General features: G+C 70.3%; 21 protein-coding genes and 3 pseudogenes. 10 read left to right on the top strand and 14 right to left on the bottom strand.

Annotated elements, in window-relative coordinates; genetic code table 11:
- Positions 1-17 precede the first annotated feature (17 nt).
- The 3 genes from AB0E77_RS11375 to AB0E77_RS11385 all read left to right on the top strand — a co-directional run bounded on the left by AB0E77_RS11375 (position 18) and on the right by AB0E77_RS11385 (position 1,911).
- Positions 18-203, top strand: a complete 186-nt coding sequence (locus AB0E77_RS11375; RefSeq protein WP_361568753.1) for a hypothetical protein — start codon at positions 18-20, stop codon at positions 201-203.
- Positions 200-784, top strand: a complete 585-nt coding sequence (locus tag AB0E77_RS11380; protein ID WP_361568755.1) for a DinB family protein — start codon at positions 200-202, stop codon at positions 782-784. Before AB0E77_RS11375 ends, AB0E77_RS11380 begins: the two co-directional genes overlap by 4 nt.
- A 431-nt stretch (positions 785-1,215) precedes the next feature.
- Positions 1,216-1,911 carry a DUF998 domain-containing protein gene (locus tag AB0E77_RS11385; RefSeq protein ID WP_361568757.1) on the top strand — a complete coding sequence of 232 codons (696 nt, stop codon included), beginning with the start codon at positions 1,216-1,218 and terminating at the stop codon, positions 1,909-1,911.
- Here AB0E77_RS11385 and AB0E77_RS11390 read toward each other — a convergent pair.
- From AB0E77_RS11390 to AB0E77_RS11405, 4 genes and pseudogenes are all read right to left on the bottom strand, one after another.
- Complete coding sequence (locus tag AB0E77_RS11390) at positions 1,841-2,287, bottom strand: nuclear transport factor 2 family protein (RefSeq protein WP_361568759.1); 447 nt, start codon at positions 2,285-2,287, stop codon at positions 1,841-1,843. The genes AB0E77_RS11385 and AB0E77_RS11390 overlap by 71 nt on opposite strands.
- Before the next feature lie 122 nt (positions 2,288-2,409).
- A complete protein-coding gene (locus tag AB0E77_RS11395) occupies positions 2,410-4,035 on the bottom strand; it encodes a protein kinase (RefSeq protein WP_361568760.1) in 1,626 nt (541 codons plus the stop codon).
- Positions 4,036-4,217: 182 nt separating this feature from the next.
- A pseudogene (locus AB0E77_RS11400) lies at positions 4,218-4,771 on the bottom strand (glycoside hydrolase family 16 protein); the annotation flags it as partial.
- Between the two features lie 123 nt (positions 4,772-4,894).
- Positions 4,895-5,284: a hypothetical protein gene (locus tag AB0E77_RS11405; RefSeq protein WP_361568762.1), complete on the bottom strand. Its 390-nt coding sequence runs from the start codon at positions 5,282-5,284 to the stop codon at positions 4,895-4,897.
- A gap of 224 nt (positions 5,285-5,508) precedes the next feature.
- Between AB0E77_RS11405 and AB0E77_RS11410 the strand changes: the two genes are divergently transcribed.
- Positions 5,509-6,672 carry a cytochrome P450 gene (locus AB0E77_RS11410; RefSeq protein ID WP_361568763.1) on the top strand — a complete coding sequence of 388 codons (1,164 nt, stop codon included), beginning with the start codon at positions 5,509-5,511 and terminating at the stop codon, positions 6,670-6,672.
- Positions 6,673-6,726: 54 nt separating this feature from the next.
- Here the strand turns inward: AB0E77_RS11410 and AB0E77_RS11415 are convergent, their stop codons facing one another.
- Together AB0E77_RS11415 and AB0E77_RS11420 are read right to left on the bottom strand one after the other, a co-directional pair.
- On the bottom strand, positions 6,727-7,482 hold the full coding sequence (locus AB0E77_RS11415; RefSeq protein ID WP_361568864.1) for a hypothetical protein: 756 nt from the start codon (positions 7,480-7,482) through the stop codon (positions 6,727-6,729).
- A 9-nt stretch (positions 7,483-7,491) separates the two neighbouring features.
- Positions 7,492-8,106: a hypothetical protein gene (locus AB0E77_RS11420; protein ID WP_361568765.1), complete on the bottom strand. Its 615-nt coding sequence runs from the start codon at positions 8,104-8,106 to the stop codon at positions 7,492-7,494.
- 196 nt (positions 8,107-8,302) lie between these two features.
- Here AB0E77_RS11420 and AB0E77_RS11425 point away from each other — a divergent pair, with 196 nt between their 5' ends.
- On the top strand, positions 8,303-9,100 hold the full coding sequence (locus tag AB0E77_RS11425) for an SAM-dependent methyltransferase (protein WP_361568767.1): 798 nt from the start codon (positions 8,303-8,305) through the stop codon (positions 9,098-9,100).
- 266 nt (positions 9,101-9,366) lie between these two features.
- Here AB0E77_RS11425 and AB0E77_RS11430 read toward each other — a convergent pair whose 3' ends face one another.
- A complete protein-coding gene (locus AB0E77_RS11430; RefSeq protein WP_361568768.1) occupies positions 9,367-9,885 on the bottom strand; it encodes a hypothetical protein in 519 nt (172 codons plus the stop codon).
- Between the two features lie 220 nt (positions 9,886-10,105).
- On the opposite strand from AB0E77_RS11430, the gene AB0E77_RS11435 reads away from it, so the two are divergent.
- A complete protein-coding gene (locus AB0E77_RS11435; protein ID WP_361568769.1) occupies positions 10,106-10,621 on the top strand; it encodes an N-acetyltransferase in 516 nt (171 codons plus the stop codon).
- A 179-nt stretch (positions 10,622-10,800) separates the two neighbouring features.
- On the opposite strand, the gene AB0E77_RS11440 is transcribed toward AB0E77_RS11435, so the two are convergent.
- Positions 10,801-11,211, bottom strand: coding sequence for a RidA family protein (locus AB0E77_RS11440; RefSeq protein ID WP_361568771.1), 411 nt, complete (start codon positions 11,209-11,211; stop codon positions 10,801-10,803).
- A 76-nt stretch (positions 11,212-11,287) separates the two neighbouring features.
- Here AB0E77_RS11440 and AB0E77_RS11445 point away from each other — a divergent pair, with 76 nt between their 5' ends.
- Entirely contained in the window at positions 11,288-11,662 is a 375-nt protein-coding gene (locus AB0E77_RS11445) for a helix-turn-helix domain-containing protein (RefSeq protein ID WP_361568773.1), read from the top strand.
- Positions 11,663-11,820: 158 nt separating this feature from the next.
- The gene (locus AB0E77_RS11450; protein WP_361568775.1) at positions 11,821-12,408 is read left to right on the top strand and encodes a GNAT family N-acetyltransferase; all 588 of its coding nucleotides are present in this window, start codon (positions 11,821-11,823) and stop codon (positions 12,406-12,408) included.
- A 162-nt stretch (positions 12,409-12,570) separates the two neighbouring features.
- Here AB0E77_RS11450 and AB0E77_RS11455 read toward each other — a convergent pair whose 3' ends face one another.
- Positions 12,571-13,167 (bottom strand): TetR family transcriptional regulator, encoded by a 597-nt coding sequence (locus tag AB0E77_RS11455; protein WP_361568777.1) that lies wholly within the window; start codon positions 13,165-13,167, stop codon positions 12,571-12,573.
- 54 nt (positions 13,168-13,221) lie between these two features.
- Between AB0E77_RS11455 and AB0E77_RS11460 the strand changes: the two genes are divergently transcribed.
- Together AB0E77_RS11460 and AB0E77_RS11465 are read left to right on the top strand one after the other, a co-directional pair.
- Complete coding sequence (locus AB0E77_RS11460) at positions 13,222-14,109, top strand: NAD(P)H-binding protein (protein WP_361568779.1); 888 nt, start codon at positions 13,222-13,224, stop codon at positions 14,107-14,109.
- A gap of 326 nt (positions 14,110-14,435) precedes the next feature.
- On the top strand, positions 14,436-15,356 hold the full coding sequence (locus AB0E77_RS11465) for a Rieske 2Fe-2S domain-containing protein (RefSeq protein WP_361568781.1): 921 nt from the start codon (positions 14,436-14,438) through the stop codon (positions 15,354-15,356).
- Positions 15,357-15,506: 150 nt separating this feature from the next.
- Here the strand turns inward: AB0E77_RS11465 and AB0E77_RS11470 are convergent.
- From AB0E77_RS11470 to AB0E77_RS11490, 5 genes and pseudogenes are all read right to left on the bottom strand, one after another.
- A pseudogene (locus AB0E77_RS11470) lies at positions 15,507-15,929 on the bottom strand (DeoR family transcriptional regulator); the annotation flags it as partial.
- Between the two features lie 108 nt (positions 15,930-16,037).
- Entirely contained in the window at positions 16,038-17,528 is a 1,491-nt protein-coding gene (locus tag AB0E77_RS11475) for a PHB depolymerase family esterase (RefSeq protein WP_361568783.1), read from the bottom strand.
- 636 nt (positions 17,529-18,164) lie between these two features.
- A pseudogene (locus AB0E77_RS11480) lies at positions 18,165-18,251 on the bottom strand (IS5/IS1182 family transposase); the annotation flags it as partial.
- A complete protein-coding gene (locus AB0E77_RS11485) occupies positions 18,252-18,743 on the bottom strand; it encodes a GNAT family N-acetyltransferase (protein WP_361568785.1) in 492 nt (163 codons plus the stop codon).
- Between the two features lie 150 nt (positions 18,744-18,893).
- The gene (locus AB0E77_RS11490) at positions 18,894-19,481 is read right to left on the bottom strand and encodes a helix-turn-helix domain-containing protein (RefSeq protein ID WP_361568787.1); all 588 of its coding nucleotides are present in this window, start codon (positions 19,479-19,481) and stop codon (positions 18,894-18,896) included.
- Positions 19,482-19,491: the final 10 nt, after the last annotated feature.

A 19,491-nucleotide genomic window follows, 5' to 3' on the forward strand; every position in this document is an offset into this window, starting at 1 on the left:
CGACTGATGCCGGCCCAGTGGCTACCCCCGCGTTCGTGGCGGGCGCGGAGGGTCTGATCGTCGCCGACGCGGGAGCCGGACCGGACGGCGCGATCGTCCTGGCGGGCGGCGCGGCGACGCTGACCGGCGGCTGGATGCTCACCCGGGACCACGTAAGGGATCTTGAGACCACGAGCAGCCCATGGAAGGCTCATTCCGCATGATCGACGAATTCGCGAAGGACAACCTGCACGGGAGACTGCGGCGCGACCGCCAGGCGCTGCTCTGGAAACTCGAGGGCTTGTCCGAGTACGACGCCCGCCGACCGCTGACGGTGACCGGGACCAACCTCCTCGGCCTGGTCAAACACGTGGCCACCGTCGAGGCCAGGTACTTCGGCGAGGTCTTCGACCGCCCCTCCCCGGAACCGCTGCCCCCGTGGCAGGACTACGACGGTGGCGATCTGTGGGCCGCAGAGGACGAGACCCGGGACCACATCACCGGGTTCTGCCGGCGCACGTGGGCACACTCGGACGCGACGATCGACGAGCTTCGCCTCGACGCCCCCGGCCACGTGCCGTGGTGGCCGGAGCCCTCTCCCAACACGAACCTGTTCGCCGTCATGGTTCATGTCCTCGGCGAGATCAACCGGCATGCGGGCCACGCCGACATCCTGCGCGAGACCCTGGACGGCCGGACAGGGATGCGTCGCGAACACGAGCAGCAGATCGACGAGGAAGCCCGTGCTGCCTACCGCGCGAAGATCGAGCGGGTCGCGAGGTCGGCCGCGTCCGTCGAGGCCTAGCCCGACGTTCCAGGTGAGAGCCGTTGTCAGAGGCAGTTGGCAGGATTGCGGCCATGAATGTCCCTCCGGTCACTTCGCCGCAGCCTGATCAACCCGGCCTTGTCCCCGGCAGACGTGGGGCTGGAGCGACGGATCCATGCCACCTGACGCGGCAGGGACATGACCCCGGAGGTACGAGAGACCCTCGCACCGCGATGCACACCGACACCTGCCTGCCGGGCCCCGTCCCGCGGCTCAGCCCGCAATGCGGCGCACCGGTATGGAAGTCCTGCTGACCACCGCCTCGTTCGAAGGAGGGGACGACGCAGGGCGCAGCTGGTCCCCCGAGCCGGCTGCTGCAGCGTCCCCGGCTGCCGTCGGGGATCGGAATCAGGGGTGCTTCAGGGTCGGTGCCGGAGGTCGGGCGCGCCGCTGGACCGGAGGATGAGGCCATGATCACTCCGAGACGCCGCACCTTCAGCCACTTACTCGCCCCGGTAGTCTGGACCGCCGTCGCCCTGGCCGTGGGCGCAGCCTTGTGGTCCCCTTCGGACACGGATCCCGAACTCAGTCCGTTCTACCTGACCGTCAGCGACTTCGCCGCCCTGGACCGCGGGGGCCCGATCGAGACAAGCATGGCCATGCTGGGTGTGGTCTCGTTGGTGCTCCTGGCGGTGGCGAGGGGGCGATGCGTGCCCGTGCGCGGTCTTCCCTCCTTCCTGCTGGCCGTCTGGGGCCTTGGCCTCGTCATCGCGGCTGTCGTACCGACCGACCCGCTGACGACACAGTTGAGCGGGTCCGCGTACGTGCACCGCTACGCCTCCGTCGCGGCGTTCGCCGCGCTGCCGGCCGCCGGGCTGCTCCTGGCCCGGCGGCTCGGCGCCGAACCGCACGCGGGCCGAACGGCCCGATGGCTGCGTATCCTGTCATTTACCGCCCTGGCCGGCGCCGCGCTGATGGCCTACTCGGCGGGCCCTGGCGGCCGGGAGCTGATCGGCCTGGTCGAACGCCTGCTGCTCGCCGGCGAGGTGACCATGCTCGGCGTGCTCGGCCGGTACATACAGGAATGCGCGCCGGTCACGGGGCCAGTTCCCTCTCGAAGGCCTGGGCGACGGCGAGGCTGTCCTCGTAGACGTGATGCCGGGTGATGAGACCGGCCTCGACGGTGAGGTGCAGGGCGAACCGGGCGCGATACGCACGTCCGGTCGGACGGGCGGTCTGGCGGATCTCCCCGAGCACGACTGCGTCGTCTCCGTCGATGAGTACGCGCTCGACCTCGGTGGCCGCGTACTCCGGCACATGATGCCCGGCGAGCTCGCGATAGTGGGCGGCTGCGTCCGCCCGGGTGGACCGGTGACGGATCCACGGCGTGGCGGGGCGACCGTGCTCGGCCTCCGGCCAGTCCAGCTTCCAGTCGCCCTCCTCGGCGTACAGCTCGGCGATGCGCTCGGGATCGCCCCCCGCGATCCTCCGCAGCAGTTCCTCGACCACGGTGCGCGTGCTCATGGACGCGGCTGTCGGCATGACCGCCCCTTCGTCTCGTTCCGCGTCCCGTCGACGCGGAGACATCGGCAAGCTTGCCTGCGCGGACGGATTGAGACGATTACCTCCGACGTAAGGCGAGCACCTCACCCTGCTCGAAGACGTCAGGTCGCCTTGCTCCAGACGGTCATGCCCAGTTGCAGGAAGGCCTCCTCCTGCAGGGCCGTCTGCTTGACCTGGATCGTCAGCGCCGCGACGTCACCCGCGTCGTTCCCGACGCAGAGCTGGGTGCCGGAGTCGGCCGCCGAGAGCGACGAGGAGCGGTAGTCGGCACCGGTGGCGTCGCCGAGAAGGCGACGGCACACGTCGAGGGAGGCCGCCTTCCCGTTGAAGAGCTGCACGAACCGGCTGGTGCCGCTGCGCAGCTCGCAGTCGATGCCGTCCTCGCAGTCGAGGCGGATGTCGCCCCCGCGATCGGTGCGGAGCATCGGTTCGTCGAGGCTCAGCGAGTTCGTCCGGTACAGCCACACGGGGGACAGCACGACGGCATCCGCCGCCGAGGAGACGACCGAGGCGGTCTCCGAGGCCCGGGGGGAGTCGCCGGCGGCCGGCGAGGCCCGAGGAGAGTCCCCGGCGGCCGACGAGGTGTGTGACGGCGACGCCGTGGACCGTGCGGCCCTCGTCGGTGCGGGAGCCGAGGTGGGCGTGCCCGCGGCCGCCCCGCCGGCGCCGGACCGATCGCCGCCGAACCACGTCAGACCCGTCCACACCAGAGCGCCCGCCGCCACGGCCGCGGACGTGACCAGCGCGGTCCGCCGCCCGAGCACCCGGCGCCGGGCGGGTCTCAGCGACAGCGTCGCCGCGGCGGTCGGCGATGCCACGGGAGTGCCCGCCGGGTCCGGAACGGCCGCCTCGGGTCCCGTGACCTCGTTCCAGACGGCCGGCCCCGCGCCCGCGTCCGCTCCCAACTGCCCTCGGCACCACTGCACGACCTCAGCCGGCGTGGCCCGCTCCCGCGGATCGGACGCCAGGCACCGGGCGAACAGCGGACGCAACTGCTTCGGCAGCCGGGACAGGTCGGGTTCCTCGTGCACGATCCGGTACAGCACCACGGGCGCCGTACCGTCCCCGTACAAGGGCTCGCCCAGAGCGGCGAAGGCCGCCGTCTGGGCCAGCGCGAAGACGTCGGTCGCCGGGGAGACCTCACCGGCGACCGCCTGTTCGGGGGCCATGAAGTGAGGCGTGCCGACTGTGGCGCCGGTAGCCGTGTGCGAGGAGAGGCCGGCGGCGACCGAGACACCGAAGTCGATCACCCGTGGCCCGTCGGCGGCCAGCAGTACGTTGGACGGCTTGAGGTCGCGGTGCACGACGCCCACGCTGTGGATCGCCTGCAACGCCTCGGCCACGCCGGCCATCAGCCACAGCACCGCGGACACCGGCAGCGGCCCGCGCCGGGCGACGGCCGCCGTGAGGGACGGCCCGGGCACGTACAGCGTGGCGAGCCACGGGGGTACGCCGTCGGTGTCGGCGTCGACGAGTTCCGCGGTGTAGGCGCCCCTGACCCGGCGGGCGGCCTCCACCTCCCTGCGGAACCGCCGCCGGAAGGCCGGATCGTCGGCCAGCTCCGGCCGCACCACCTTGATCGCCACCGGCCGGCCGCCCTGGGTGTGCGACAGGTACACCCGCCCCATGCCCCCCGCGCCCAGCCGGGCCACGAGCCGGTAGCCGGCCACGACGGAAGGATCGCCCGCCTGAAGAGGCCGGAACACCTCGGTGGTGCCGCTGCTCATCGAACTGTCGTCCCCCTGATCCCGACCGGCCGAAGGGCCGACGCGGACAGAAGCCTAGACGGACGGGGCGGGCCGGCCGGCCGCGGGGGGGCGGGACGGCATCACCCCCGTGCCTCAGCCGGCGGGACGGTCCGTGCCCGCTCAGGAGGAGCGGCTGTCACGACCGTCCCCGCCGGGGCGGATCAGGAGGCCGGTACCTCGTCCACGAACGACGTGCCCGCACTGCGGATCCCGGCAACCTTCGCCGCCACCTGCGCCGGGGTCAGCACCTGGTCCTTGACGTGCAGGACGTAGTCGACCTGCTGGTCGTAGCCGCGTGGCGTCGTCGAGGTCTGGCCGTTCAGGTCGATGAGCCACTGGTTGAAGTTGATCGACATCGGCCGCTCCGGCAGGTACTGCGCGTCATGCGTGCCGAAGAGCCGCCCGTCCACGTAGTACGTGATGGCGCTGTTGTCGATCGTCACCACCAGGTCGTGCCAGCCCGCGTAGCCGGTGCGGGACTCGGAGTGCTGGTTGACGGCCTGCCAGAAGTCGGAGTTGCAGGTCTCCCAGGACGTCGTGTAGACGATGTTCGACGGCTCGCCGCACCCGCCGTTGGGCAGGTACTCGAAGTCGTACTCGGCGTAGTCGTCGGCCATCGGCGCCTTGAGGTCGTTGATGGTGAACAGCGTCTGCACCAGGTGGTCCCGTCGGGCCCCGACCTGGGCGTGTCGGAGAACTTCACGCGGTCCGATGCCGGTGACGTAGGGCGGAAGGGTTCGGGGTGCTTGCCCGGACGTCGTGTCCGGTCGCGTTGCCTTCTCCGCTCGCGACGGCCTTCGCGTGGACAGCGGACCGCGCGGAGGGTGGGTGTGGGCGGTCAGGCGTCAGGATCGACTTCGGGATGCGTGAACCGCACGGGCTTGCCCAGCGACCGGGCGTAGGCGATCTCGGCTCGAGTGCTGTCCCCGATGTAGTCGCCGACCACGAGCACCTCATCGGCCAGCCGGATCTTCGCCCGGTGCAGATCGCCGAGTCGGACCCTGAGCGCCTCGGCCTCGACCGGGTCGGACCCCAGGGCGTGCGGCGACTTCGTGTCACAGGCCGGTTTGACGACGATCCTCCCGGCTTTGGTCTCCCGCACATCGGCGTCGGTCATCTCGCTCATGAAGCGGGTGGAGCCGCAGATCACGACGATGCGCGGGAGGCTCAACTGCTCCTTCGCGGCGGCGAGTCCCTCCTCGGGGGTGAGCCGTTGCGGGTACGACACGGGTTCCTCCTGTGGTGGGCTCCAAGACGTGCCCGCGAGACAACATGGCCCGGCACGTGTGGAACATCGACGCGTTCCAAGGCCGGTCGGAACTCCGCTGCACGGGGGAGTGGCCTGCTGACGCTCCCCGCGAGCAGACCCGGGCCACCGGGCCCAGCACATCGGTACTCCACCCAGACCCCGCCACCGGTGACGACGAACGGGCAGCCCTTAGGGTAGGCCCCATGGACGCTGCGGACGATCTCGTCAAGGATCCCCACCGGGTTTACGACCGCCTGCGAAGCACGTCACCCGTGCATCCGATCACCGGCCCGGACGGGAGCAGGGCCTGGTTGGTCACGCGCTACGACGACGTACGACAGGCGCTCCTGGACCCCCGGCTCTCGCTGGACAAGCGAACCTCCGCGGACGGGTACACGGGCTTCGCCCTGCCGCCCGCGCTCGACGCCAACCTGCTCAACATGGACCCGCCCGACCACACGCGCATCCGCCGCATGGTCGGCCGTGCCCTCACCCCGAACCGGATCCAGCAGCTCCGCGTGCCCATCCAGAAGACCGCGGACCAACTTCTCGAGCCCCTGGGCGAACACGGGCGTACCGATCTCATCGCCTCCTACGCCGCGCCGCTGGCGATCACGGTGATCTGCGACCTGCTCGGCGTCCCGGACCGCCACCGCGTCGACTTCCGCGGCTGGACCCACGCACTCCTCGCCCCCGACCCCGCCCGCCCGGCAGCGGCCCGCGACGCCGTCGCCGCGATGCTCGCCTTCTTCACCGAACTCCTGGCCGACAAGCGCCGCCGGCCGGCGGACGACCTGCTCTCCGACTTGATCGACGTACGCGACGCGGGGGACGCGCTCAGCGAGGACGAGCTCATGTCGCTCGCCTTCCTCATCCTCATGGCCGGCTTCGAGAACACCGTGCACCTGATCGGCAACGCGGCGCTCGTACTCCTGCGGCACCCGGAGCAGTTGGCGCTCCTGCGTGACGATCCCGCCCGTCTGCCGGGCGCCGTGGAGGAACTCGCCCGGTTCGAGGGACCCGCGCTGCTCGCCATCAGACGGTTCGCCACCGAGGATCTGGTGCTCGGCGGCGTCACCGTGCCGGCCGGGCAGACGGTCCTGCTGTCCCTGGCCGCAGCCAACCGCGATCCTGCACGCTTCGAGAATCCGGACCGGCTGGACATCGGGCGCGACGCCACCGGACATCTCGCGCTCGGCCTCGGCATCCACTACTGCCTGGGGGCCACACTGGCCAGGACGGAGGCGGAGATCGCCCTCCAGACCCTGCTCGCGCGTCTTCCCGGTCTTCAGGCGACGGACGTGGAGCCCCGGTGGCGCCCTTCGCTGCGCTCCCGCAGCCTGACGGCCCTGCACGTCACCTACTGACCGACTCGTAGGCCGCACCGACGTGGTGCAGCCTACGGCCGGATGCAACGCGGCTCAGCTGTCGGGGACTTCACGGCGCCGGCGTGGCCGCCGCTGGAGCAGCCCGCCGAGCATGGGCAGGGTCAGGCCGGCGAAGAGGAACAGTACGGCGAGTCCGCTGAGCGCCGGACTCACCGCCTCCTCGACCTCGAGAGGCCACGGGCTGTCGAGTGTGTAGAAGACGATGTACGACCCCTTGGACATCGTGTACCCGACGCCCAAGGCGGCCGCGAGCGCGCACAGGGCGAAGCCGGCGCCGGTCCACGGGCGAGTGGTCCAGCTGCGCTGGGCGGTGCGGCCGCACATGAAGACCAGCTCACCGCACGTGACCAGGACGTAGGAGAGGTAGATGAGCAGGTAGGCGGCCACGGACGGGTGGTCGACGTACGCCGTGGTGAACTCGACGTCGTCGTCGTTCGCCGCGACGAAGAGCGGGATCATGACGGCTAACTCGACGGCGGCCGCGAATATCCGCTGCTGCATGGCGGTTCGCAGGTACTCCGGGCGATAGGCCAGGTCCACCATGGTGATCTGCAGTGACGCACACCAGAGAATCGCGCAGATGTGTGCCACCAGCTTGCCGGCGTTGTCCAGGCCGGTGACCTGCTCCGCGGCCCGGGCGACCGTGGGTATCGCGAAGAAGACTCCCAGGGTGCACACCCCGAACGCCACGGCGATCAGCCAGGTGAAGACCCGTGGGTGATGAATGGCTCTCCGGGTGCAGAGCACGGTGACGATCACTCCCGCAACGGTGCAGGAGCCGAAGATCATGCCGTCCAATTAGAGACCTTCCAGTGCATCGGCCGCGTATTGAGCGGCTTCGTTTCCCGTCCGTCGTCGTCTGGCCTTCTTCGGTTTCCCGACGCGCGAGCCGTCCGCACCCGAGCCCTCCGCACCCGAGCCCTCCGCACCCGAGGCGTCCGCGCCCGAGCCGTCCGGCACCGCCGGCATGCCGAGGGCCTGCCGCCGTCGCTCCAGATGCGCGACGACCTCTCGCACCTCGCTCTCCGGCAGGTCGTTCAGCAGAGCGAGCACGTGACGGGCCAGGGGGTTCTCGAAAGCCTGGAGTGCTTCGAGGTCGTCGTAGCTCCGGTGCGGCAGCAGGTAGGCCGGCGGCACGTCGCCGAGAGCCTGGCACAGGGCGAGAACGGTCTTGATGGTCGGGTTGTCCTGCTGACCGCCGGCGAGCTTCGCGATGAGCGCGAACGACGCCGACGTGGGTGGATCGGGCAGGTCGTCGACAGCCTGAGACAAGGTGCGGGAGACGTACGCCCTGCCCCTGGCGTCCGTTCGGCGAGTCATGAGCGCCTTCAGCTTCTGCGCGAGAGAGAGCGGCTGCGAGCGCCGCGTCTCGGCGCCGGCACCACCCGCGCACTCTCCCTCGTCACGGCTCACACTCACGTGGTGATCTCTCTCGCCCTCATCGATCTTGCCTTTGTGTACTTTAGTTGACACGCCGTCGGACGCAAGGGCAGGATCGCATCATCGGCAGGCTCTCGTGCCGGCGAGCCTGAGTCAGCCGGCCCGTGGCCGCGCCGTGCGCGCTTCCCGGCGCCCACTTGACCGCAGCGATCGCTGAGAGGAGCGCCACGTGGCACAGCACGGCTTACGCGTCCCGGAGATCGACACCGGCAGGCCTCACTCTGCGAGGATCTACGACTACCTGCTCGGCGGCAAGGACAACTACCCGGTGGACCAGGAGGCCGGTGACGAACTCGTCGCCGTCGCACCCCAGGAGCGCGTGGGAGCCCGAGCGAACCGTGCCTTCCTGGAGCGGGCCGTGCGCCACGTCGTCGGCGGTGGCCTCCGGCAGATCCTCGACATAGGCGCCGGGCTGCCCCACTCGCCCAACGTGCACGAGGTGGCCCTCGAGATGGCGGCGGACGTGCGCGTCGCGTACGTCGACAACGATCCGATAGTGACCGCGCACGCGGACGCCCTGCTGCGCAGTTCCGACGCGATCAGCGTCGCGCTCGCCGACCTCCGCGACCCGCAGGCCCTCCTGGACCACCCCGGCGTCCGCGACGTCATCGACTTCGCCGAGCCGGTCGCCCTGCTTCTCGTCTCCGTCCTCCACTTCCTCACCGACGCCCAGCACCCCGAGCGGGTCGTCGCCACGCTGCGCGACGCACTGCCGGCCGGTAGCTACCTGGTGCTTTCGCACGCCACGGGCGACTTCGCCGACTGCAGTGGGGCGCGGGCCGTCTACAGCAGGGCCACCGACCCTCTCAATCTGCGGTCCCGCGCGGAGATCGAGCGGTACTTCGACGGCTTCGAGCTGGACGAGCCCGGCCTGGTGCAAGTCCCGTTGTGGCGACCGGAGATGCCGCCGACGGCGACAGCGGCCGGAATCGGCATCTACGGGGCCGTCGCCCGCAAGACCGCCTGAGGCACACCCGCGTTCAGGGGCAGCACCCGCCCGACGTCCGCATGTCGGAGAACTGACGCCGGCCGGCCGACCAGGCGGCCGGGCCGGCGCTGCCGCTCAACCACCGGAGCGGGCTGCGGTGTCGAGACCAGGACGATGTCCCGGAGGTCTCCAGTCCGCAACGTGTGGATTCAAGCGGCTTTCCATTCCTTGTCGTCAAGCTCCGGGAACATTGCGCCGGATCGGTCAATCGGTCGAGCCGTATTCGTTCACGCACCCGGATTCGTTCACGCACCGAAGGCGTCATCCGGGGCGTCGGTTGCCGGGGGTGTGCACTGGTGGGCACTTGTCCAGTGGCCCGCACTGTCGAGGAGGGGCTCGGAGCCGGCCTCTGCCCGGAAGGTGAAGGTGACGCCCGTCCTCTCGACCTGCAGGGCCAGCTGTCCGGGGGGTTGATGGAGGGTGCCGGGACGCAGGCGGCAGCCGACTGCCCTGAGCTCCGCTGTGACGTCGGCGTGGGTGACAGGCCCGGCGAACGTGGCGAGTGCCGACGTTTCGGGGACAGGAAGCTCGATGGTGTCCCGCCAGGTCTGCACGCTGATCATCGTGACGCGGCGGCAGCGACAGACACAGAGCTCAGCGTCCCCGTAGGAGAACACATGCGGCCAACGCCGCCGCTTGCTCACCCGGCCGATGTCCCACGGCGGCCCGAGCGTCGACGCGATCTCATGCAGAGATGCGCCGCAGTGCAGCGGGCCGACAGCTCCGGTGGAGCCGAACCGGGCCAGGATCCGAAAGGCGGTCACGCGGTGGAGCGTGTCACCTGACCTGTTCGGACGTCCACCGAGTTGATCCCTCTCCGGGACAGGCCGGAGGCGGTCCGTGGATTCGGCCGGCCTGTCGTAGAGGGGCGACAGGAGGCCGTGGGGTGATCGCGCGGCCCTGCCCGGCATGAGAGCAGGGCCTGGCCGCGCACGGGGAAAATCCAGGGGAGGGGATGGCCGCGCGCTGCTACGGTCGGGCACCATGAGCTGGCTTCCCGATGACTTCGTCCACCCCGTCCACGTAACGCTGCCGGGCGGTGGTCATCACCTGCGGCCGATCCGGGAGGCCGACACCCCGCTCGACTATCCGGCTGTGATGGGTTCGCGTGAGCGGCTGTGGACCATCTTCGGCCCGGCCTGGGGCTGGCCCGCGGCCACCATGACCTACGAGGCCGATCAGGCCGACCTGCTGCGGCACGAGAAGGAGATCGCCGCGCACCAGTCCTTCAACTACGCGCTGTTCGACGCGGAGGAGACGGCTCTGCTCGGCTGCGTCTACATCGACCCGCCGGAGAAGGCCGGCGCCGACGGCGAGATCTCCTGGTGGGTGGTGGACGAACTGGTGGGCAGCAAGGTCGAGCAAGCACTCGACGCGCTGGTGCCGCAGTGGATCGCAGCCGACTGGCCGTTCGACCGGCCGCGCTTCATCGGCCGCGAGATCTCCTGGTCGGACTGGCTGGCCCTGCCGGAGCACCCCGGTGCTCCCACCGCTCTCTGAGGGCAGGCACCGTCACTGCCGAGCCCCCGCACCAACTCCGGGTCGCCGCCCCGGGCCCCGACGCCCCGAGGCTGCAACAGGCGGAAGACGCGGCCGCCCCCTGGGCGACCGTATCCGCCTGATCCGCCTTCGCCCTGCTGTGCCGAGACTGCCGCGAGGCACGGCCCCGGCCCGAGGGATCAGTCCAGGATCGCGGTCGCCTCGACCTCGACGAGCACGTCCGGCTCGAAGAGATACTCGACACCGATGAGGGAGGCCGGAGGCAGGGGAGCAGGGAGGCCGATCTCCTCGGCGACGGCCTCCACGCCCGCCATGAAGTCGCCGATCTTCTCCGGGGTCCACCGGGTCACGTAGAACGTCAGGCGCAGCACGTCTGCGAACGTCGCACCCGCGCCCGCCAGTCCGACGGCGGTGTTGCGCAACGCCTGGGCGACCTGCCCGGCCAGATCCCCGGGTGCGACCGGAACCCCGTCGGCCCGACGCGCGACCTGTCCGCTGACGTGGACGTGCTTCGCCCCGGTGCCCACGGCCACGTGATGGTAGGGGACAGGCTGCAGCATGCCTGCCGGTGTGAAGTGCTGAACCGTCATGGGTCTTTGCTCCTCTACTAGGTATCTTCAAGCTACCTAGTAGACGAAGGACACCTCAACGAGACCAGGTTTCGCCATGGATACCGGCCACGAACTCCGCATCGACGCCCCACACCGCGAACTGCTCGACCAGATCCTCGACAAGTGGTCGCTCAGCGTCCTCAACGAGCTCTGTGAGCACCCGTGCCGCTTCAACGAACTGCGCCGGGCCATCCCCCACGTCACACAGAAGTCGCTGACCGCGACACTCCGGCGACTCGAACGCAACGGCGTCATCGAACGCCACGTCGTCTCCACCCGTCCCGTCGCGGTCATGTACCGGATCACACCGCTCGGCAAGACCCTTCGGTCTCCCATCGACGTGCTGCTGGCCTGGGCCTCCCAGAACATGCCCGCCATCGAACGCGCACGCGAGAACTACGACGAGTCAGAGGAAGGACCCGGCCTCTGACACGTCGCTGCCTGACGAGGTGAGCAACTCCCGGAATCCCGCGCCTCGTGATGAGGTGCGGCTGCCGGGCGTCGCTCTCGAAATGGCGTGGCCGCAGGGCAGCCGTGATGCGAAAATCAGTCCGAATCTTGATCCACGTCCGTGTTCCGGAGGCCAGAATGGACGTCGCATCGCTGCTGCCGTTGACCACGGCCCGGTTGTCACTGCGTCTGTTCACTCCCGAAGACGCCGACGACCTGTACGCCTACCAGAGCCTGCCGAGCGTGGCGCGCTACCTGTACCGGCCGGCGCACACGCGTGAGCGCAGCGAGCAGGTCGCCCTCGAGCGCGCGGCACAGACGGCCTGGCGCGCCGACGGGGACAAACTCGCACTCGCTGTCTGCCGACGCGATGAGACCGGCCTCATCGGCGAGGTGAGCCTCACCCTGGCCGATGCCCGCGCCGCCCAGGCCGAGATCGGCTGGACTCTCGACCCGGGTCACCAGGGGCACGGCTACGCGACCGAGGCGGCTGCCGCGCTGGCCGGGTTCGCCTTCGACACGCTGGGCGTGCACCGGCTCTACGCACGGCTGGACGTGGAGAACACCGGGTCTGTGCGGGTTTGTGAGCGTCTCGGGATGCGCCGGGAGGCGCACCTGGTCGAGAACGACCTCGACGGGGATCGCTGGGGCAGCGAGTACATCTACGCGGCGCTGTCCGCCGACCTCGGCAGTCGATCGGGAGAGCGAGCCGACGTCGGCTCCTGATCGGATGATTCCGGCCACGGCTGATCCTGATGACGTGCGTGCGGTGCATCCACGGCAGGGGTGACGGTCAAGGCTGCGACGAGAGCGGGGGTGATGGCCGGCGCCCCGGAGGGGGGGAGCGGCATGGCGAGGTTCACCATGCCGAGTTCGGAGCGCCACCTGTCACGGCAGTTGGTCGAATGCCTGGTCGGCATCGGCTACGGCCTCGGGGTGGACGTCGTGGGCGGTGCGGCCGTCGGCGATCTTCTGCCAGTTGGCCCGGGCGAGTACCCGTTGGACCGCGAGCACCTGGGCGGCCAGCAGGCGTGCCCGGATGCCTTCGCCGAGGGCGTTCGCCAGCGCCTCTTCGTCCTCGAGCTGATACCGCGTGAGCCGTCCTGCCAGGCTCGGTGTGGTGAACACCAGCCGATGGAACGCCACCACCTCGGGATGATCGTTGAGGCCGGTGACGGGGTCGTACCGATCGAGGCCGGCCCGGAAGTGCCGGTGCAGCGCCGTCACCGGTTCGATGCCGGACTCACGGTCGCGTACGACGCGTGCTGCCTCGCCCTGGTGGTCCGCAAACCGGTGCAGCACCAGGTCTTCCTTGGTGGGGAAGTACCGGAAGAGGGTCGGCTTGGAGATCTCGGCCGCCGCGGCGACGTCGTTGACCGAGACGCGGTCGAAGCCGCGTTCCAGGAACAGCGAGACGGCCGCGTCTGCGATGGCGTCGCGCGTCCGCTCCTTCTTGCGGGCCCGCAGCCCCGTCGACTCACTCATCCGACCACCGTAACATTTGTGACCGAGTTGCGTTTTTAACTGGGTAACGTTTTCATGGGCGGCATGAACCAGACAGACATGCCTCCCGTGCTCGTCACCGGGGCGACGGGCCGGGTCGGCCGCGTCGTCATCGACGAACTTCTCGACGCGGGGCTGCCAGTCCGTGCCCTCACGCGTCGGGCCGAGGCGGCGGCGACGTTGCCGGCGAAGGTCGAGGTCTTCATCGGTGACCTCACCGCGCCTGAGTCGCTCGACCCGGCCTTGAGCGGCGCCGGTGCGGTGTTCCTCGTGTGGACCGCCCCGCCTCGGACCGCCGCGGCAGTCGTCGAGCGGCTGGCGGCACACGTGCGGCGGATCGTCTTCCTCTCCTCCCCGTACCGGACGCCGCATCCCTTCTTCCAGCAGCCCAATCCCATGGCGGTGCTGCACGCAGGCCTCGAGCGGCTCATCGCGGCCACCGGACTCGAGTCGACGATCATCCGGCCCGGGATGTTCGCGTCGAACTCGCTGGCCTGGTGGGCGCCCGCGATCCGGGCCGGCGAAGTCGTCAGGTGGCCTTACGGTGCTGCCGAGTCGGCGCCGGTCGACGACCGCGACATCGCGGCCGTCGCGGCGCGGACGCTCCGTCAGGACGGACACGTCGGAGGCGACTATGTGCTGACGGGCCCCGAATCGCTGACTCAGGCCGAGCAGGTGGACGTCATCGGTGGTGCCTTGGGGCGCCGGATCGCATTCGAGGAGATGACGCCGGACGAGTTCCGACGCTTGTGGGAGGGTACGGTGCCCAGCTCGGCCGTCGACATGCTGCTCGCCGCGTGGAGTGCGGCGGTCGGGCAGCCCGCGTACATCACCACTGCGGTGGCCGACATCCTCGGTAGGGCGCCGCGAACGTTCCGCCAGTGGGCCGACGACCACGCCTCCGCGTTCACGGAGGGTTCGTAACCTCGTCGACCACGACCACGACCACGACCGCGACCGCGCCCGACACCGACGACTGGCCGCACCCCTCGTCCTCAGGGACGGACAGGACCCGATGTGAGCCCCCCTTCGGGAGCCCCGGACGGGCTAGCCGTCGACCGCGGCGTCCTTCGTGGCCGGCGCGCGGGCTCTGCGGAACTCCGCGAGGAGGATCTCCTTGCGGACCGGCCACTGTCGCCCAGGCGGGCACGGGCCCACTGTGTGCATCTCCGTTGTTTGCCCTTCGCGCCCGGGGAAACCCTGCGCCCATGAGAAAAAGGTCAGAGCGTCGCATTGCGGGACAGAATCGCATGTTGTCATTGCTCGACGCCCTGGAGCGTGACCCCAGGGCGGACGCGGTCATCGACGTGCTGACCAGACGCGTGCGCGCTCTCCCGCTGGGCCGGGCCCGGGACGTGCTGCACGGCAAGCCGCTCGGCCATCCCGCGCACCCCTTGATGGTGCAGGTACCCATCGGCAGCTGGATGTCGGCTGCCGTGCTCGACCTGTGGCCCCACCGTTCCCGTGAGTCCGGGGTCCTGGTGGGCATCGGGATCGCGGCGGCCGTTCCCGCCGCACTGGCGGGCGCCGTCGACTTGGCCGAGCTGCACCGTCAGCAGACCCGAGTGGGGCTGGTGCACGCCCTGGCCAACGTGGCTGCCCTGGGCCTGTACTCCGCCTCGCTCGTCTGCCGCGTCACCGGACGGACCGGCAAGGGACGGGCGTACGGCTTCCTCGGACTGACGGCGGTCGGCGCGGGCGGCATGCTTGGTGGCCACATGGCCTACCGGCAGGCGTCCGGTGCCAATCACGCCGAGGAGGTCCCGCACGTCGTCTCCGAGGGCTGGCACCGGGTCGGCAGCGTGGACGAGTTCCCCGTGGGCCGGGCTGTGCGGCGCACCGTGGACGACGTACCGGTCCTGGTGGTGCGCGAGGCGGGCGGCACCTTCCACGCATTGGCCGAGCGGTGCAGCCACCTGGCCGGACCGCTGTCCGAGGGCGCGATCGCCGACGGGTGCGTCGAGTGCCCCTGGCACGGCAGCGTGTTCCGGCTCTCGGACGGCTGGAACGTCCGCGGCCCCGCCACCGCACCCCAGCCGGCCTTCGACACACGCGTCGTCGACGGGCACGTGGAGATCAGCCTCCCCGAGCCGGACGGAACCCCGGGCGGCCGGGCGCGCGAGACGTCATCGCAGGCGGACGAGAAGAAGCTGCACGGGCACGGCGCCTGACCTCGCCTCGGCTGCACCCGGGCCTCGGCGGCCGCTCGGCAGTCCCTCGACGCGCAACTCGACTCCCTCGCGGACGTCGGGATGACGCGGTTCTCCTCCGGAGGTGACCTCCACCCGCGCCGCCGGGCGCCCCGAACTGAAGGCGTCGAACCGGTACCGGGACGCGGTGCCGATCTTCTCGGAGGAGGCCAGGACGTAGGTGCCCGCGGCCCGTGCCGCGAGGGCGCGTTTCATGGCGGCGTCCTCGGCGTCGCCGGTGGTCGGTCCCGCCTCGGGGCGCACGCCGGTGACGCCGAGGAGGAAGAGATCGGCGGAGACGTTCTGCGCGGCCTCGAACGCGGCCGCGCCGCAGGTGACCGCCGAGTGCTTGAACAGGCGGCCGCCGAGCACGAAGACCTCGGCCTGAGGATGGTCGAGCAGGGCGGCGGCGATCGTCGGGCTGTGGGTGATCACCGTACAGGCCAGTTCCTTCGGCAGGGCGTGGACGACGGCCGGGGCGGTGGCACCTCCGTCGAGGATGACCACGCCGCCGGGCCGCACCAGCCCTGCGGCCACCGAGGCCACCTTGCGTTTGCTTCATGTCGGCGAACCCGTGTCTCCGACGGTGCCGGATGAGTGGGGAACGGCACGCGGCCCCGGTGGACCCGGTCCGACCGGAGCTGCGCGGACGGGGCTCAGGGCCTAGCAGCCGGTGTCGGCGACGATGTAGTAACCGGGTGCGGTCTGCTTGAGGGTGTGAGTGACGAACGTGTTGTACAGGCCCATGGCCTGACCGGAGCCCATGGCATAAGTCTGTCCGCCGCTCTGGTAGGCGCGGCCGGCGGAGGTGTGCTGGTAGTTGCTCGCCGTGTAACAGGTGGGCGTGGAGCCGGTGGTGGTGGCGGTCACTGACGAGGACGGCGTTCCCACCGACCCGGCCGCGTCCACCGCAGCCACCGTGTAGGCGTACGGGGTGCCCGCGGTCAGGCCCGTGTCGGTGTAGGAGGGCGTCGTCGTGGTGCCCGCCTTCGTGCCGCCGCGGTAGACGTTGTAGGACGCCGCTCCGGGAACGGCGCTCCAGTTCAACGACACGGTGGTGTCGGTGGTGGTGCCGACCGTCAGGCCGGTGGGCGCGGGCAGGTTGCCCGGGGTCTCCCCGCCGTTGCCGCTGCCGTCGAGTCCCCAGAAGCGGGCGGTGTGGTAGCTGGAGCAGATGGTGTCGAGGTAGTAGGTTCCGGCGGTGCCGCACTGTTCCGGGCCGCTGCCCGGGTCCACCGCGAGGCCGTGGGCCATGCCGGATATGGAGTAGACCTGGACGGCGGGGTTGCCGGAGGCGTCGTCGTACTCGCTCAACGTGGTGTTGCCGGAGAGGCTTTCGGTACGGGAGGGCGTCTGTCCGATGCCCCACGTGTTCGTCCACTGGTCGCGCAGTTCAGTGGCGTTGGCCGGTACGACGGTGGTGTCGGAGGTGCCATGCCAGATCGCCACCCGCGGCCAGGTGGTGGTGCCGGCGGGTGCAGCGGCGCGGACCTGGTCGCCCCACTGGGCGGGCGTCTTGTTCGGCGGGCTGTACATGCAGGTGTACGCGGCGGACACGCTTGTCGCACAGTACGCGGGGAGACCGGAGTCGATGGAGCCGCCGGCGAAGACGTCCGGGTAGGCGGCGAGCATGTTCGCGGTCATGCCGGCACCGGCCGACAGACCGGTGATGTAGACACGGCTGGTGTCGCTGCCGTAGCGGGCGACGGCGGTGTCGACCATCTGCTTGATCGACAGAGCCTCGCCCCTGCCGCGCACACTGTCGTTGGAGTCGAACCAGTTGAAACAGGAGTTGGCGTTGTTGGCGCCGGTTGTCTGGGGGAGGACGAGGGCGAACTGGTACCGGTCGGCGAACTTCGGCCAGCCGGACTTCGCGTAGTAGTCGCTCGCGCTTTGTGTGCAGCCGTGCAAGGCGATGACGAGAGGGGCGCTCGCAGGGAGGCCGTCAGGCACGTAGGAGTACATGGACAGGTTGCCGGGGTTGGAGCCGAATCCGGTGACCTGGGTCAGGGCGGCGGCGGAGGCCGGCGGGCCGACGGCCACCAGACCGGTGGACAGGGCGAGGGCGCCGGTGACGGCGGCGAGCAGGCGTCGGGGACCGCCGATGAAGCGGCGTCCCTTCACGGTGGGGAACGGGGGGTACAGCTGTCCCATGGCTGATGCCTTCCGGAGAGCGGGGGAGGGGAGACGGGAACAGGCGCCGTGGCGGCCGCGGTTCGAACCACTGGTGTGTGGCGTGCATCATGTGGGCTGCCTCGCGACGTTGACATGGTTTGAACAACCAGCCTTGATGGGCGAACAGTGTGCCGGCCCTCCATGGCTCGTCTCGCGAGGCGCCCGATGGCGAGGAGGAAACCCGGGCTGCCATGTCTTCGGCCGCCCGGTGAGAGGGTGGGAAGACCCACCTTGCAGCCACGGACAGTGGGTGTTCCGCCGATCCCCGCCTACCTGGCCGCCTGAGGCATGATCAGCGTCCGGTGGTTTCGGCCCTCGGGGACTCCTGACGTGTGGGCTGGGTGCGCCGAACGTCCCCGCCCTCCGGCAGACCGTCTGATCCGCCCGGACCGGGAACTCGGCCGGAAGCGTCGAGGTCGTCGGGATGGAGTCGGGCGAAGAAGAGGAGCCGGCCGTCGGGGGCAGTACCAGAGTCGTTGCGTCGCCGGGCAGCGCGGCGAGGTCCAGCTTCGCGTCAGGGATATGACGTGCACCGAGGAACTGCGGATTCCCGCGAGGCCGCCGTCGGCGCAGACCCCCGGCCGCCTCCCGGCGAAGTGCCGGGGTCCTCTCATCGCGGGCGCGTTCACGGACCTGGCACACCAGGAGTTCATGGATGACCAGATCGGCTGTGTCGTCCCGCCAGGCGCCGAAGTGGGGGTACTACTGCTGCCCGCGCAGGTCGCACTGGAACCAGGGGCCCGACGCGTCACCGGGGCCGGCCGGGTCGGCCGGGACGAAGCCGGCCTTGGCCAGCACCCTTTGGGAGGCGAGGTTCTCGCGTGATGTGCCCGCCCGCAAGGTACGCAGCCCGTGCCGGGCCACCGCCAGACGGCACAGCTCCCGGACGGCCGCGGTCGCCACGCCATGGCCGGCGACGCTCTGCGCGACTCGGTAGCCGAGCTCGGCAGTGCCGTTGCCGATGTCGTACAGGTTGAACCGGCCGAGAACCGAACCGTCCTCGGCGACAAGCACGTAGAAGGCGCAGACACCGGCCTCCTGCTCCGCCAGCAGGGCGCTGTACCGGTCGGTGAACGTGTCGAAGAAGGCGTCGCCGCGGTCGGCGACCGAGGCGGCGAAATAGGCGCGGTTGGCCAGCTCGAACGCCAGCACGGCCGAGGCGTGACCGGCATGCAACTGCTTCAGCTTGGGCACGGTCCGACCTTAACCGCTCAGTGCCTTCCCCTGGCCCCAGTCACAGCCTCGCTCCCCGCCGGGCAACCCGGCATCCGTCGCTCAGTGCCGGGGTGATGACGATGGGGGCGGAGCGGGCTGCCTCTGCTTCTCCCTGGGGGAACAGGGCCCTCATGCGCGTCGGGGAGGGCTGGTGGCCTCCCAGGCTGCTTCGATCATCCGGAAGATCTCGTCCACCGCGGCATCCGGATCGGCCGCCTCACGTGCCAGTGAATAGGCGTCGATCACGAACCTGGCGATCGTCCGGCTTGCCGTCGTGGTCCGTGGCAGTTCGGGATCGGCGGCGATGGTGGTTGCCAGCGTCTCCGCGTGGCGCAGCCTCATCGACTCTTCGTACTTCCGCAGGGCGGGTGATGCCTCGATCATGCGCCAGAGAGGGCCGGCGTTGTCCGCCGTGCAATGCCGCACCAGAGCAAGGATCTCGCGGCGCAGGGCGGGGATGAGCGGCTCGTGCGGCGCCCGGTCGGTGACCGCCTGCGTGAGGCGTTGCTCGAAGTCTGCGTCTTGCTCGAAGACCAGGGCCTCTTTGGAGGCGAAGTGGGAGAAGACCGTGGTGACGGCCACATCGGCTTCAGCGGCCACATCGCGGATGCCCACCGCGTCGTACCCGCGTTCGAGGAAGAGCCGCAGGGCGGTGTCGGCGATCTTCTGTCGAGTCGCGGCTTTCTTGCGCTCACGGCGTCCGGACGGCACGGTCATGCTTTGACCC

This window comes from Streptomyces sp. NPDC032940 (genome assembly GCF_040636935.1).
In the GTDB taxonomy this organism is placed as follows: Bacteria; Actinomycetota; Actinomycetes; order Streptomycetales; family Streptomycetaceae; genus Streptomyces.